This window comes from Singulisphaera rosea (assembly GCF_054877945.1).
In genome coordinates this window covers 129,777-142,984 of the sequence record NZ_JBTYIP020000023.1, presented here as the reverse complement: position 1 = coordinate 142,984, position 13,208 = coordinate 129,777, and the positions used below count along the sequence as shown (strand labels likewise).

Below are 13,208 nucleotides of genomic sequence, written 5' to 3'. Positions count from 1 at the left end.
ACTGGCGGAGGGGAAGACAGGCTGAGTCAGCTCACCAAAACTACGCAAGGGCCGGGGGAAACCTCGGCCTTTTTCGTGCTTGGCGTGTAGGCTGTGGGATAGGGGCAAGGATTGAGTAAGTTATCTGGCTAAAATATTTCGATACTACAGTCTGATGCCCTTCGCATTGCTCGAAGGAAATTGCGCCGCGCAAGTGGCATCAGCCTCCTCGGCGACTACGTTTTTTCGCCTCAGCTGTCGCCCGTTCGAGCCGTCACCTGCCGCGCCCCGCTTGCTTCTCAAGCAGCCTCACGACTGCCGCCGCTCCGGCCCCGGCCAGGACGACCGCGCTGACGTAACACAGACCCGCCCCGAAGACGACAACCGGCTTCAACGGTCTTGTCTTTCGAGGAGGGACGGCTCGGTATAGGTCGTGAGATATGGAAGAGAGGACCACCGGTCAGCTGGGTAACTGAGCAGCCCCAGGACGATTAGAAGGGCGATCAGAGCGAAGATCAGCCTCATGTCGGACTCACCAGCTTGAGGATGCGCTCGGCCTTAGCCAAGGCGATGCGGCGGCGTTTGGACGCGTCTCTGGCCCATGTGCCGTAGACCTTCCTGTCCTCTCGACGTAGATCGAAGGCGGCACGGTCGATCTCCTGGGCAACCTGAATGACGAGGTCACCGTCCAAGATCGGTCTCCATCAGTTTCGCCAGCCTCTCCGTCTTCACTTTCGAGAGACGACGGCGTTGCACGTCTTCCAGGTTCAGCCTTACCTCGGCGCCCTGGATTTGGGGCTTCGCCTTTGGCGGTTCAGACGGAGTGGTTTCCGCAGCGATCTGGCTGAACAATTCGTCGAAGATCATGCGTCCTCCAGATGCTTCGTTTCCCAGATGGGCCGGTGGCGATAGGACTCGAAGTGCCTGGCGACCACAGAAGGCATCTCCGTCCGCTCGACGCGGAACATCCCCAGGGGAGCGGGCTCGGTCGATACGTAATCCTCGGGGAAGCTCATGGCGCCCTCCGGAAGAGCTGAGGCACCATGCGCGGGGTCTCGATCACGACGTTCAATCCCGCCAGGCGGAGCCGTTCGGCACTCCCGTCGGAGATGAACTCCGCTCCGAACGCATCGGCGAGAGCCCTGGCCAAGTCGTTCGCCGGCAGGAGCCGCTTGTCGATTTCACGAAGTAGGACGGTCGGCGCACCGGCGGAAGGCGTTCGAGGCGTCACGCTGGCTCGTTCGTGGACGACGCGGACGCTCTTCACTTTGCCCCCCGAGCTTCGTCGATTCGGCATAGCCAGTCCACGCACATGCTCGCTGAAACCATCTCATCCACCGCGTGAATCTGCTCCGGGGTGTAGGAGGCCGCTTCGGCTCGCTGAAATGACCTATCCACCATCCAGTCGGTCAACGGGATCATGGCAATCGCCAAGGTCCCAAGCACAATCCATCTCATCCTTCGTTCCTTTCAAAGTGTTTCGCGAAATCGCAGACCAGTCTGGCGTTCAGATCGACGTGGATCAGCTTCTCGGGAGCTGGCGAGGATTCGATCCCCCCTGCCCTGTTTTTCGCCCAGCGGGCCTGGGCCTCTTCCAAGGTCTCATTCGGATTCGTGAAGCTCATGCCGCCTCCCGCTTGATGGCCTTTTCATAGACGAACAGCCAATCCTCGATGGCTTGTATTACGGCGGCTTTGAATCCCTCGGTATCGGAATCCATGGCCCGCTCCTGTTCGCAGAGCAATGCTCGTTCGTCGTGGACCGAGAGGGTCGTGACTGTGTTGAGGGCCTTCGACGCTCTGTCCAACGCGACTCCGATCATGAGCCACCGTTCGCGAGCGTGGCCGAAATCCGCCCGGGGGAATTCTCGATACGCCCGATTGACGATGTCTCTCAGATGATCTGTGTGGGCTCCGAGGATTTGCTCGGGGACGCTCATTCGCGAGCCGATGGTCGCTTCGAAGGCTCTGGTGTTGAAGTTGTCGGGTAAGTTGCTCATCGTTGCCTCCTCTTTGTTGCTTGACATTAATGGTAGTCTATGCGACTTTTAAGGTGAGCGCAACAATAATCGTACACCATAGGAAACATTTAATTCATGTCGCTGATAAGTCAGGATTTTCTCACGGCGCAGGAACTCGCCGACCTCAAGGGGGTGACCCTCAAGACCGTCTATAGCTGGGTGGATAAGGGTAGGTCCCCGCCCTATGAACGTTTCGCCGGTCGAAACTGGTTCTATCGCAAGCCTGCGGAGGCCTTCCAGCCCCCGAAACGCGGGAGGAAGGCAACCGATGAAAACCGCTGACAAAGTCATCGCCGAATGGAAGCACCAACACCCCGAGCGTAGCGGCAGGACACCCGAGCTCAGCGACGAAATGCTCGCCCTCTGCGCCGTACTGGACCGCGAGCGAATTCGGATGATCCAACTCCGGCCCGGCTATGCCGACGGCGTGAATCCCCAGCCCTCGGTACGGATACGAGGAAAGCGGGAGTCTGTGGAATGACCCGCCGTCCGTGGTGGGACACTCCGCCGCCGCCACAGAAGGTCTTCAAGAAATCCCGCGCAATTCCCAAGGATCGGCCGGCAACCCAAGAGAGCGCCGAGATCGCTAACACTCTCCGGAGCAGTCCGTCACCGAGCGTCGTCCATCCCTATGACACGGCCCGTTTGACCATGAACGCGCTCGAACTGGCCGACCACATCCTGCAGGAGGAGAAACGCCTGGTCCTGCATTGCGGCGCCTATTTCCTCGACGGGAAGTACGAGCTTCCCTCCAAGCGGATTCACGAGGCCGACATCGTGCTGAAGCGACTTGGGTTGAGGCCGATTCCTATGAGGCGTCGGTGATGGCCCGGATCCTCCCCTTCCCCGTCGCGAGAGAGTCCATCGTCGAGGCGGCACGCATCGACCTGAGGGCGGCGTGGTATCGATTGGAGAGCGTCAGCGAATCGCTGGACGCCCGGAACCCGGAGAATTGGGGATGCTTCCAGTTCGCGAGGGAATCCGTCCTCGAGGCGGAGGAGAGATTGAGGGCGGCGGGTGGGTCAGCGGAGCACCTTTCGGCCCGATTCTCCACGAAATGGCCACCCCGCTAACCGTCTCGCCCGCTCCCCATCAGGCCGCATCGGACTCATCTCCATCGAAAAGGTCTGGCTGAGCCATCCCCAAGGCGACGAGGTAGACGTCGAGCACCGTCTCCTGCTCCTCGCGCTCGCCGGCGTCCATCTTCCTCATCTTGAGGATGGCCCGAAGGGCTGGGACCGAAAAACCATTCCCCTTGGCCTCGGCGAATACGTCACGGATGTCGGCCGCGATCCCGGCCTTCTCCTCCGATAGCTTCTCGATCCTTGCGATGATGCTCTTAAGCTGGTCGGCTGCGATGCCTCCAGCTCGGTTGTGACCTTGTTTCATGTGGATTCCTTTCCGTTGGTTGTTAATCTCGTAGTAGGATCGTCAGGGCGGTCTCCGCCCTGGTCGCCGCCGTGTAAAGCCACTTCGCGCCGTTCTCCCTGAACGCCACGCTGTCGTCGACGACCGTCACGTCCTCCCACTGGCTGCCTTGCGCCTTATGGCATGTGACGATGTAACCGAAATCGAACTCGTTCAGCGCCGGCTTGTAACCCGGGACCTTCTCGGATCGACCTTCGGTGAAATGGTTGTTGAAATGGACCGGGTCGGTCAGCAGATCTTCCGTCTTGCTCGGCAGGTCGTCCATCGCTACGCCGAGGGAATAGACGTCGCCACCACGGCATCGAGCGTCGGATATCGAGACGAGCCTCCCCATCCCGCCGTTGAAGATGCCCTCCTTGTGGTTGTTCTTGCAGCAGATCACCTTCTCGCCGGGGATCGGCCTCTCCCCTTCGTGGCCGAGGCGCGCCCGCAGCCTCCTGTTGTAGGCCCACCGCACCCGATTCAGGCCACAGATCGGCTGTGTCCCCTCCCGGTAGATCAACTCCTGCGTCTCCTTGGTCAGCAGCCGGACCGAGACCCCGGCCTTCGTGTAGCCGATCGGCAACCGCTCGCCCTTTCGCGCCAGGGTCGCAAGTTCGAGGATCGGGCTGTCGGCCGCCTGGCGATGGATCTCATGGAGGAAGACGTCCGGGGCATTACGGGTGAACGCGCCCTGGCCGTTGACCGGCGGGAGCTGGCCGGGGTCGCCCATGACGAGGATCTTCTTGCCGAAGGAGCGGAGGTCGTCCGCCATACGGTCGTCGATCATGCTGCACTCGTCGAGCACGATCAGGTCCGCGTCCGCTGCGGCCGATTCCTCCGAGAGGATGAACTTCAGCTCGCCCGTCTTCTTGTCCACCTTGGGGAGGTAGATCAGGCTGTGGATCGTCTGCGCCCCCTCGTTCCCCTTCTTGCGGAGGACCGAAGCGGCCTTGCCGGTGTAGGCGGCCGTTCGGATCTTCCTGGCACACCGCTTCTCCTTGATCTCCTCGATAGCCAACCGGGCGATGGTCGACTTGCCGACCCCCGCGAAGCCGGCCAGATAGAATTCGTTGCGGCCTTTCTCGCCGTACCATTCGACGATGGAACCGATCGCCTTGGCCTGCTCGTCCGTGGGGGTGACGTCGGTCATGCTAGAACTGCATCTCGGGGAGGCGAGGAGTGGTCCCATCTTCCCCTGCCTTCCGGCCGTCGGCCATCCTCGCAAGCTCCTTGAGTTCATCGTGGCGGGCCAGCAGTTCCTGCTTCTGGGCATTGGTGATCGACTTCCAATAATCCGCGTAGGAGCCCGTCCCGGTGGAGGCGATGGCGAGAGCCTGCTGCACGAGGGCCTCTCCGGCCAATGCTCCCTTCGCCCAAAGGGCCAGGCGCTCGCCGACTTGCTCGCTGAGTTGTTGGCCGTCGGGGACCAAAGCCTTGTGGGCGTCGCCTCGCTTCGGCACCCCCTGTCGGAAGGCTTCGGGCGACCAGTCGGGCACCCCCTCCGCGCCCGGCTGCAGCAGGCACCGCACCGTCATCTCGAACGAGAACTCCTCCCCGGCGATCGCCTGCCAACCCAGCGGGATCGGCTCCATCCCCTTGACGATCTTCAACTTCTCCTTGGCTCGGAAGCAAAAGACGAAGGCGCAGTTCATCTGGAGGATCGAGTTGATCAGCCGACGACGCTCCTGGGCCGGCTTGATCCACGCCGAGAAAGTAACCCGCTCGCGCTTCTTCCAGTCGTCCCCGGCCATGCGATCGAGTTCGGTCTCGTGGAACTCGAGGTATCCGCCCTCGCCCTCGTGCTCGTGCGACATGGAATCGACGATGACCACACCGCCGTCCGCTTTCTCCGAGGCCGCTTTCAACACCTCGAGGTAGCGCTTGGATGAGAACGAAGGCTTGAACTCCAGGTAGGTTAGGGGAAACTCGTCGGCGTAATGGAGCATGCGCCGGGCCTCGGTGTCGATCCCGACCAGCTTACCGCCCCTGACCTTCCGGATTCCTGCCGCGAGGCGCAGGGCGCTCTTTGTCTTCCCGCATCCCGACGGCCCAACCAGCCCGATCAGGAGCGGGGTGCTCTCGCGTTTCGCGTCTTCGATGAACTCCAGATCCATACACTTTCCTTAATAATTAAATAGCAGTTGTGGCATGTCGGTATCCTCCAGGAGGTGTGGGGGAAGTTGGTCTCTCCACGGTCCGTTGCCGTACTTTTCGAGGCATTCGGCGTAGAGTCGTTTCATGTCGCTGATCCTGAGCTCGGCGGAAGACCAGAACACGTTGAGGTCGGCACCCGATGCCTCGGCCTGCTTCAAGAGGATCATGCGAAGGTCGTACGGTTCGGAAGATTCGATGAAAATCAGCACGAATCCATGGTCGGGAGTGTCGGTGAAGTCTTTAAGCCACTGCTCGCTCACTTCGCCGAATGTCGGGATTTCTCCGGCGGATAGCTGTTGCCTGGCGAGCTCGCGGACCTGGTTATAGAAGACGCATTGCAGGTGATAGCCTTCGTAATAGATGGCCTCGAAGATGGCCTTCTCGACCGGCTTCCCGCGTGAATTGGAGAAAGTCTTCAAGTCGACGGTCGATCGCGGGCGTACGTAGTCCATGCGAGCCTTGAGCATGACGCCGGTCTCGGGATCGCGGACGAAGAAGGAAACCTCGGGCATCCCACCGGAGAGGGCCGCACTCGCGTAGGGATCCGCCGCCAGGACCTCGGCGGCGGCGGCGATCTTGCGGGACTCCTCCTTGGTCAGGAAGGTCTTGCCCGCGTGGAGGGATGCGTGCCGCGAAAGCTCCTGGTCCCAGACCATGGCGGGTAGGCCGCTCGCGAGGATCCGTTCGGCGAGATCGGACTTCTTCTTGCCCGATTTCGGCAGATTGTTCGCCTCGAGGAACGCCTTCATGTCCTCCATCGTCACGAGCGCGCCGGGGTAGTCTTCCGGCGAGAGCTTCATCGCGAAGCTGCTGGCGAATCGCTCGGGCTCGAGCGCGAAGGAATGGACCGCCTTGCCGAATCGCCGCGCGCCGTTATCGTCCTCCGGCTCGCGTGCCGGATTGAGGTTCCGGTGCCAGTAATTGAGCTTGGACACAGTGAGATGCTTGATGCCGCTGCACGAGAGGCCTTGCGCCGCATGGTAGGTTTCCTCCGGCATCTGGAAATAGATGCCGGGCTCGATCTGAAGTCGCTCGCACTCGGTCATGACGCCCCGTTGACAGCTGTAATTTAATGTGCAATCTATAGAACATAGTATGGAGCCACGCGCAATAAGAATTTTGCACCCTTATGGACAATGTTACCAACCCTCAGAAACTACTGAATGATGCCAAGGAAAGGTGGGGGAGCTATGCGGAGATTTGCAGACGCACCGGGCTCAATAAATCCACACTGCGACGAATCCGCCTCGGCCTGGGCAAAGGCAATTGGCATGATGGCACGCTCGGCAAGCTCGTGAAGGCCCTCAATGACTGACCGCACGCGGGGCTATCGAAACATGCTGTCCAAGGCGTCCAGGGACAATCAGACCGGGCTGCCCAACAATGTCTGGGCGATGATCATGGAGAGCCACCACGAACACGACCTCACCCGCCAGGACGTGTCCGACCTCCGCCAGGAGATCAGGAAGCTGAAGGCCGAGCTGTCCGAGTTGAAGACGCGGATGGACCAGGAATGAGGCTCACCGGTCGCATACGGATCTGCCCGGGCTGCGGTAAGCGATTCTGCTTCTACCCGGCACGTCAGAGGGTCTTCTGCCGCGATTGCAGGCCGTGACGACGACGATCCGCCTTCCCTATCCGCCATCGGTCAACCACCTCTATGCGACGAACTGGAAGACGAAGATGCGGTTCAAGAGCCGCGCCTACAAGAAATGGATCGAGTCGGCCGGATGGGAACTCCGGAGTCAACGGCCGAAGTCCCATTCCGGGAAGGTTGTCGTCACCTACTTCGTTAAGAAACGGGACAATCGCAAACGCGATATCGACAACCTCGCGAAGCCACTCCTCGACCTCCTCGTCTCCCACCAGGTCATCAAGGACGACAGCCAAGTGACCGCGCTTCATTGCTCGTGGGCGGATCATGGCGAAGGCGTCACGGTCTTGATCGACGAGCTTTCCGGTTAACGAGAATCAACCGCTTCCGCCGTAAAGCCAGCATAAGTGTCACCGAAACTTGTATAAATTATCCGTTGTCGAACACCAGCTATGGTGATATGAAATTTTGTGGGGCTTGAGTTGCGCGACGGTGCATCTGACAGGCTCGCTTCTTCCCTCGCCGGAAATGAGCGCCCCACCATAATCACCGGCGGGGATGGGGCGAGGTTCAATGGACTGGCTGAGACTATGGCATGATATGCCGAACGACCCGAAGTGGCGGACGATCTCCCGCGTCTCCGGGCGATCCATCTCGGAAGTCATTTCCGTCTACATCCACATGCTCATCTGCGCGTCGAACGCGAGCGAACGCGGTCGAACGCAAGGATGGAACGACGAGGATGTCGCCAGCGCACTGGATTTGGAGGCGGCAAACGTCGAAGCCATACGGATCGCCATGCAGGGGAGGGTCCTCGAGGGCGACGCGATCCTCGGATGGGACAAGCGCCAGCCGAAAAGGGAGGATAATTCGGCGGTTAGGGCGAAGGAATGGCGTCAGAAACAGAGGGACGAACGCGAGCGAACGCAACCGAACGCGAGAAAACGCCCAGAGAAGATTAGAGAAGATAAGAAAGAAGACTCAGGTACTGACGTACCTTCGTCCATCCCTTCGGGGTTGCCCGACTGGCTACCTGGCGAGGAATGGGCCGCCTTCAAGCAGATGCGGCAAAAGCTCAGGTCGCCGTTGACGCAGGCCGCCGAGAAACTCGCCATCCGCGACCTCGATAGCCTCAGACAGCTCGGACACGATCCGAAGGCCGTCCTGGAGCAATCCATCCTCCGCTCCTGGAGGGGCCTCTTCGCGCTCAAAGGAGAAACCAACCAGAAAGGACCAAACCATGGCAAGCACAGCAAATTCGCCGATCAAGACTATCGAGCAGGGGCGGACGGGTTCGTCACTACCTGAGTTTCAGCAACGGGAAATCGACTTCGATTGCCCGGCCCACGGCATCCAGAAGTCGGTCATCTTCCGCCTCTTCTCGGATGGATGGAGCGAGCCGAGTTGCGGGATTTGCTCGGCGGAGCGGGAAGCGGCCGAGAAGCGAGCCGAGGCCGAGAAGTCGATGAGAGACGCCGACGAGGCCAGGAAGCGTGCGATCGCATCCTCGCTACGGCAGGCCGCCATCCCGCCGCGGTTTGTCGGGAGGGAGTTCGATTCGTACACCACGACCGAGGCGGGTGCCAAGAAGGCCCACGAGACCTGCCGGGAATACGCGGAACGGTTCCCCGCCCACCTCACCGGCGGCGTATCCCTGATCCTCTGCGGAAACGCCGGGACGGGGAAGACCCACCTGGCCTGCGCCATCGCCCAGCGTGTCATCCTGGAGCATGCGAAGACCGCCGTCTACATGACCGTGGGAAGGGCATTCCGCATGGTGAAGGACACCTACCGGCGTGATTCCGAGAGGTCGGAACAGGAGGCGATCTCCTTCTTCTCCAAGCCTGACCTCCTCGTGCTCGACGAGATTGGGGTCCAGTACGGCTCCGATGCGGAGAAGAACATCCTCTTCGAGATCGTCAACGAACGATACGAGGCCCTCCGTCCGACGATCCTGATCAGCAACCTCGCCCTGCCGGCGCTCACGGAGTACGCCGGAGAGCGGGTCATCGACCGTATGAAGGAAAACGGGGGGAAGCTGGTCGTATTCGATTGGAAGAGCCGTCGCGGGGTCGCATGATCGATGAACTCCTCGCCAAAGCCCGGAAGAAGGGAACCGACAAGAAATTCCTCGACTGGATCAGATGTCAGCCGTCATGCCTATCCGGCCGCTTCTCGGAATGGGTCGACGGGGAAGGCCGATCGATACCCGCCCATGTCCGGCGTGCGAAAGAGGCGGGGACCGCGTTCAAACCGGAATACTCGGCGGTTCCCTTGCACTTCGACGAGCACAACGAGCAGAGCTGGTACGGGGAGTCGGCGTGCCTGAATAAATTCAAGCCGAAGGGCTCGGGCTTCTGGACGAATCTCGACGCGAAGGAGTGGTTCGACCGGAAGCGGATCGAGTATCTCAAGGGGTGGCTGGAGTCATAAAGGCGTCATAAATACTTGGTTGCCGAATACAACCCCTCGTGGTAATCTTCCGCAAAACTACAAGGGATTGTGGATGGCAGCCGACGAAACCCCCTCCTACAAGCGCGAACACCTCGTCCCCCTGAAGCAGGCGGTCAAGCGCGGCCTTGAGGTGACCTACGACGCCGCCGGCTACATCAAGACCGCCCAGGTTCCCCTGCCCTTCCTCATCGATCTCCTCCTCGACAAGAAGATCATCAACGGCGACCACCACTTCTATGGGGTCCAGATGATCACCATGCGCCAGCTCTTCCTCAAGGACGTCTCGGCCCGGGTCGGGATGCTCCGGGTGAAGAGCGACGGGGAGGCTTCGAGTGAGAACCCCGTGGCCGTCCCGATGGAGGACAACGATTACCTCAAGGTCTTGCGGGGGATGCGGGTCATCCGCTGGAAGGAGATCGTCATGGCCGTCTGCACGGTCGATGCCGATCCCCGCCTTTATCCGCAACTGGAGAGGATGGAGGGCACGGTGAGCATGGCGTTCGGGAACATGGCGGATTCGGTGAAGGCGTTATGGGAGCAAAAGCGAGCGGCCGAAAAATGCGAGGTCGAATGAAGATAGCGCTTGCGCATAAAAAATCGATGTGCAATTATCAGGACAGCAAGACCCCTTCGCTCGCCCGGAATTTCCCCAAACACCAACCCGCTATAGGCGGGGTTTTTTATGTCTGATAATCCTCAAGTTGGCCGCCCGACCAAATTCAAACCCGAATATTGCGAGCAGGTAAAGAAGCTCGCCCTGTTGGGCCTCACGGACGTGGAAATGGCCGAATTCTTCGAGGTATGCGAAGACACGCTTCACGAATGGAAGAAGGTATACCCGGAATTTTCCGAGTCCTCCCGCGCGGGGAAGGTCCGTGCCGACGCCGAAATTGCCAGTTCTCTGTACCACCGGGCCAAGGGCGCACAATGGACCGAGCAGGTCGCCTTCAAGGTGAGGAATCAGGCGGCAGCCGGGGTCTTCACCGAGGAGGTCCAGGTCGTAGATATCAAAAAGACCGCCCCGCCCGACACGCAAGCCGCATCCTTGTGGCTTCGCAACCGCCGGTCCAGAAACTGGCGAGACACCCAGCACATCGAGCAAACGGTCACCGAGAAGGAAGTCCCCACCGACTTCCCGTCCGATGAAGAAGCGGCCGCAGGTTACGCGGAATACATCAAAACTTAGACCCCCATGGAATGGACGCCCGACTATAAGGCGGAATTCCAAAGACGCCTGCGGAACAAGAACAAACTCACGGTCGATAAGAATCTCCGCGCCCTCATCATGGCGCACTACAGGAATAGCCCCGTCGATTGGATCAACGACTGGTGCGTCACCTTCGACCCGCGTAACGTCTCGCCGCGTCCCAGGCTCCTGCCGTTTATCATGTTCCCCCGCCAGGTGGAATTCATCCGCTTCCTCAAGTCGTGCCTCGACGACAAGGAATCCGGACTCGTGGAGAAGGCCCGCGACATGGGGGCGACGTGGCTCTGCTGCGCGTTCTCCGTGTGGCTTTGGCTCTATCGTCCGGGCACCGTCGTCGGGTGGGGGTCGCGCAAGGAAGAGTATGTCGACAAGCGTGGCGATCCGAAGGCCATCTTCCCGAAGCTGAGGCAGATCCTCGAATTCCTACCGCCTTGGATGCTGCCCGAGGGGTTCAACCCCACCGTGCACGCGACCTACATGCGTATCGTGAATCCCGTCAATGGGAGCGCGATCACCGGCGAGGCGGGAGACAACCTCGGCCGTGGCGGACGCACCACGATCTACTTCAAGGACGAATCGGCCCATTACGAACACCCGGAGATGATCGAGGCCGCACTCGGGGACAACACCGAAGTGCAGATCGACATCTCGAGCGTCAACGGCTCTGCGAACGTCTTCTATCGACGCCGGATGGCGGGAGAAGTCTGGGCCCTTGGCTCCAAGCCCACACAGGGCAAGACGCGAATTTTCATCTTCGACTGGCGTGACCATCCGCTCAAGACTAAGGAATGGTACGACAAACGTCGGAAACGAGCCGAAAGCGAAGGACTCCTTCACCTCTTTGCCCAGGAGGTCGATCGAGACTATTCGGGCTCCATTGATCGCCTGATCATCCAGCCGGAATGGATACGAGCCGCCGTCGACGCCCACATCAAGCTGGCGTTTGGGAGTGATGGCGAGAAAGTCGCGGGCCAGGACGTCGCGGACGGAGGAGGGGACAAAAATGCCCTCGCCGTGCGCCATGGCGTCATCCTCAGATACGCCGACCATTGGGGAGGAGAGGCAGGGGAGGCGGCCAGGGTGGCTGTCCCGATCTGCGCGGAATACGGGATCAAAGAACTCTACTACGACAGCATCGGAGTCGGTGCGGGGTTCAAAGCCGGCATCAACAGCCTCCAGCTCCCGGCAGGACTCAGGGTGTTCCCCTGGGACGCGGGGGCGGGGCCGATCGATCCGCAGGCAAATATCATTGCGGGCGACAGGCAATCCCCTACGAATGAGGATCAGTACGCTAATCTCAAGGCTCAAAGCTGGTGGCGGCTGAGGACCAGATTCTATAAGACATTCCGGGCCGTTCAACACGGCGAGAAGCACGATGCGGCCGAACTCATATCGCTGGATTCGACGCTGCCTCGATTGCATGAAATACAAATGGAGCTGGCCCAGGCCGTCCACAAATATAACGCGGTAGGCAAAGTTCTGGTTGATAAGAAACCGGACGGGGCGCATTCGCCCAACCTTGCAGATGCCGTCGTCATGGCGTTCAACCCCGTCAGGCCGCCGAAGAGCTTCTTCGATATCTCGTAGCCGGACGGCACCGTCGCTCCTCACCGAAAACAGACAACAGGATTCCATGTCAGCCACATCGAACACGATCACGATCGTCGATTCCAGCAGCAGCACGACCACCGGCCAGGGCGGCCAGTCGATCATCACCGGGAATCCGACGACCGGCTCGTTCGTCATCTTCCCGCTCTTCGCCATACCCTCCCCTACCCCGAATTCCTATCTCATGACGATCAGCGGGACATGGACGGGAACGCTGCAATTCGAGACGTCTCAGGACGGCACCTATTGGGTTTCTTCCGACACCATGATCGTCGGGATCGACTCCGTCGTGACGCAGATCACGGCGAACGGCGTCTTCAAGGGCAACGCGGCCGCCGTGAGCTATATCCGGGTGCGCGCCGTTGCCGCCATGACGGGAGCCGCGAACATCGAATTCGCCCTGGCCGGCGGGAGCGACGTCCAGCACAGCAGCCTGCTCAGCAATCCCGACAACCCGCTCGCCGTCGTCATCTCGGTGGGGAACCCGGTCCTGGCGACGGGCCAGGCGATTATCGCCGTCACCGGCACGGCAGTCCAACTCCCATCGCATGCACTCATCAACGGTGTCATCGTCACGGCCCACGGGACCAACGCCGCCAGCATCACGATTGGCGGCTCGAGCGTGACCAATACGCTGACCGGCTCGGGGAATGGCGTCGAATTGGCCGCCGGGGCTAGCGTCTCCGCGGCCGTCTCCAATACGAACCAACTCTGGGTGAATGGGACCGCGGGCGACTGGATTTCCTTTATCGGAAGCTGAAATCGACATGCGGATCATCCAT

Annotated in this window: 21 protein-coding genes; 12 read left to right on the top strand and 9 right to left on the bottom strand. The window is 60.4% G+C overall.

The genetic code is table 11. The features are described 5' to 3' along the window. Nucleotides 1-500 precede the first annotated feature (500 nt). From ACYOEI_RS29825 to ACYOEI_RS29805, 5 genes are all read right to left on the bottom strand, one after another. On the bottom strand, nt 501-671 hold the full coding sequence (locus ACYOEI_RS29825) for a hypothetical protein (protein WP_462853313.1): 171 nt from the start codon (nt 669-671) through the stop codon (nt 501-503). Then, a complete protein-coding gene (locus ACYOEI_RS29820; RefSeq protein ID WP_462853312.1) occupies nt 661-846 on the bottom strand; it encodes a hypothetical protein in 186 nt (61 codons plus the stop codon). Before ACYOEI_RS29820 ends, ACYOEI_RS29825 begins: the two co-directional genes overlap by 11 nt. Further along, nucleotides 843-995 carry a hypothetical protein gene (locus ACYOEI_RS29815; protein WP_462853311.1) on the bottom strand — a complete coding sequence of 51 codons (153 nt, stop codon included), beginning with the start codon at nt 993-995 and terminating at the stop codon, nt 843-845. Before ACYOEI_RS29815 ends, ACYOEI_RS29820 begins: the two co-directional genes overlap by 4 nt. Beyond that, on the bottom strand, nt 992-1,276 hold the full coding sequence (locus tag ACYOEI_RS29810) for a hypothetical protein (RefSeq protein WP_462853310.1): 285 nt from the start codon (nt 1,274-1,276) through the stop codon (nt 992-994). The genes ACYOEI_RS29815 and ACYOEI_RS29810 overlap by 4 nt, the downstream gene beginning before the upstream one ends. Before the next feature lie 324 nt (nt 1,277-1,600). Further along, on the bottom strand, nt 1,601-1,978 hold the full coding sequence (locus tag ACYOEI_RS29805; protein ID WP_462853309.1) for a hypothetical protein: 378 nt from the start codon (nt 1,976-1,978) through the stop codon (nt 1,601-1,603). Nucleotides 1,979-2,074: 96 nt separating this feature from the next. On the opposite strand from ACYOEI_RS29805, the gene ACYOEI_RS29800 reads away from it, so the two are divergent. The 3 genes from ACYOEI_RS29800 to ACYOEI_RS29790 are packed head-to-tail and all read left to right on the top strand — an operon-like array spanning nt 2,075 to nt 2,824. Next, complete coding sequence (locus ACYOEI_RS29800) at nt 2,075-2,281, top strand: helix-turn-helix transcriptional regulator (RefSeq protein ID WP_462853308.1); 207 nt, start codon at nt 2,075-2,077, stop codon at nt 2,279-2,281. Next, nucleotides 2,268-2,480: a hypothetical protein gene (locus ACYOEI_RS29795; protein WP_462853307.1), complete on the top strand. Its 213-nt coding sequence runs from the start codon at nt 2,268-2,270 to the stop codon at nt 2,478-2,480. The genes ACYOEI_RS29800 and ACYOEI_RS29795 overlap by 14 nt, the downstream gene beginning before the upstream one ends. After that, on the top strand, nt 2,477-2,824 hold the full coding sequence (locus ACYOEI_RS29790; protein ID WP_462853306.1) for a hypothetical protein: 348 nt from the start codon (nt 2,477-2,479) through the stop codon (nt 2,822-2,824). The genes ACYOEI_RS29795 and ACYOEI_RS29790 overlap by 4 nt, the downstream gene beginning before the upstream one ends. A gap of 267 nt (nt 2,825-3,091) precedes the next feature. Here the strand turns inward: ACYOEI_RS29790 and ACYOEI_RS29785 are convergent, their stop codons facing one another. Genes ACYOEI_RS29785 through ACYOEI_RS29770 form a run of 4 tightly spaced genes read right to left on the bottom strand, consistent with a single transcriptional unit; the run spans nt 3,092 to nt 6,609 of the window. Then, nucleotides 3,092-3,388, bottom strand: coding sequence for a DUF2312 domain-containing protein (locus ACYOEI_RS29785; RefSeq protein ID WP_462853305.1), 297 nt, complete (start codon nt 3,386-3,388; stop codon nt 3,092-3,094). A gap of 22 nt (nt 3,389-3,410) precedes the next feature. Further along, nucleotides 3,411-4,559 (bottom strand): ATP-dependent DNA helicase, encoded by a 1,149-nt coding sequence (locus tag ACYOEI_RS29780; protein WP_462853304.1) that lies wholly within the window; start codon nt 4,557-4,559, stop codon nt 3,411-3,413. A 1-nt stretch (nt 4,560) separates the two neighbouring features. Further along, nucleotides 4,561-5,523 (bottom strand): ATP-binding protein, encoded by a 963-nt coding sequence (locus ACYOEI_RS29775; RefSeq protein ID WP_462853303.1) that lies wholly within the window; start codon nt 5,521-5,523, stop codon nt 4,561-4,563. A gap of 9 nt (nt 5,524-5,532) precedes the next feature. Continuing rightward, complete coding sequence (locus ACYOEI_RS29770; protein ID WP_462853302.1) at nt 5,533-6,609, bottom strand: PD-(D/E)XK nuclease-like domain-containing protein; 1,077 nt, start codon at nt 6,607-6,609, stop codon at nt 5,533-5,535. A 261-nt stretch (nt 6,610-6,870) separates the two neighbouring features. On the opposite strand from ACYOEI_RS29770, the gene ACYOEI_RS29765 reads away from it, so the two are divergent. From ACYOEI_RS29765 to ACYOEI_RS29725, 9 genes are all read left to right on the top strand, one after another. Then, nucleotides 6,871-7,080, top strand: coding sequence for a hypothetical protein (locus tag ACYOEI_RS29765; protein ID WP_462853301.1), 210 nt, complete (start codon nt 6,871-6,873; stop codon nt 7,078-7,080). Between the two features lie 94 nt (nt 7,081-7,174). Next, a complete protein-coding gene (locus ACYOEI_RS29760) occupies nt 7,175-7,528 on the top strand; it encodes a RusA family crossover junction endodeoxyribonuclease (protein ID WP_462853300.1) in 354 nt (117 codons plus the stop codon). Nucleotides 7,529-7,838: 310 nt separating this feature from the next. Then, entirely contained in the window at nt 7,839-8,465 is a 627-nt protein-coding gene (locus ACYOEI_RS29755) for a hypothetical protein (protein ID WP_462853299.1), read from the top strand. Next, entirely contained in the window at nt 8,398-9,237 is an 840-nt protein-coding gene (locus ACYOEI_RS29750; protein WP_462853298.1) for an ATP-binding protein, read from the top strand. Before ACYOEI_RS29755 ends, ACYOEI_RS29750 begins: the two co-directional genes overlap by 68 nt. Continuing rightward, nucleotides 9,234-9,590 (top strand): hypothetical protein, encoded by a 357-nt coding sequence (locus ACYOEI_RS29745; RefSeq protein WP_462853297.1) that lies wholly within the window; start codon nt 9,234-9,236, stop codon nt 9,588-9,590. Before ACYOEI_RS29750 ends, ACYOEI_RS29745 begins: the two co-directional genes overlap by 4 nt. A gap of 73 nt (nt 9,591-9,663) precedes the next feature. Beyond that, nucleotides 9,664-10,185 (top strand): hypothetical protein, encoded by a 522-nt coding sequence (locus tag ACYOEI_RS29740; RefSeq protein WP_462853296.1) that lies wholly within the window; start codon nt 9,664-9,666, stop codon nt 10,183-10,185. 108 nt (nt 10,186-10,293) lie between these two features. Continuing rightward, complete coding sequence (locus ACYOEI_RS29735; protein ID WP_462853295.1) at nt 10,294-10,797, top strand: hypothetical protein; 504 nt, start codon at nt 10,294-10,296, stop codon at nt 10,795-10,797. Nucleotides 10,798-11,067: 270 nt separating this feature from the next. Continuing rightward, a complete protein-coding gene (locus tag ACYOEI_RS29730) occupies nt 11,068-12,405 on the top strand; it encodes a hypothetical protein (RefSeq protein WP_462853294.1) in 1,338 nt (445 codons plus the stop codon). Nucleotides 12,406-12,451: 46 nt separating this feature from the next. After that, nucleotides 12,452-13,186 (top strand): hypothetical protein, encoded by a 735-nt coding sequence (locus tag ACYOEI_RS29725; protein ID WP_462853293.1) that lies wholly within the window; start codon nt 12,452-12,454, stop codon nt 13,184-13,186. The last annotated feature ends 22 nt before the right edge of the window (nt 13,187-13,208 follow it).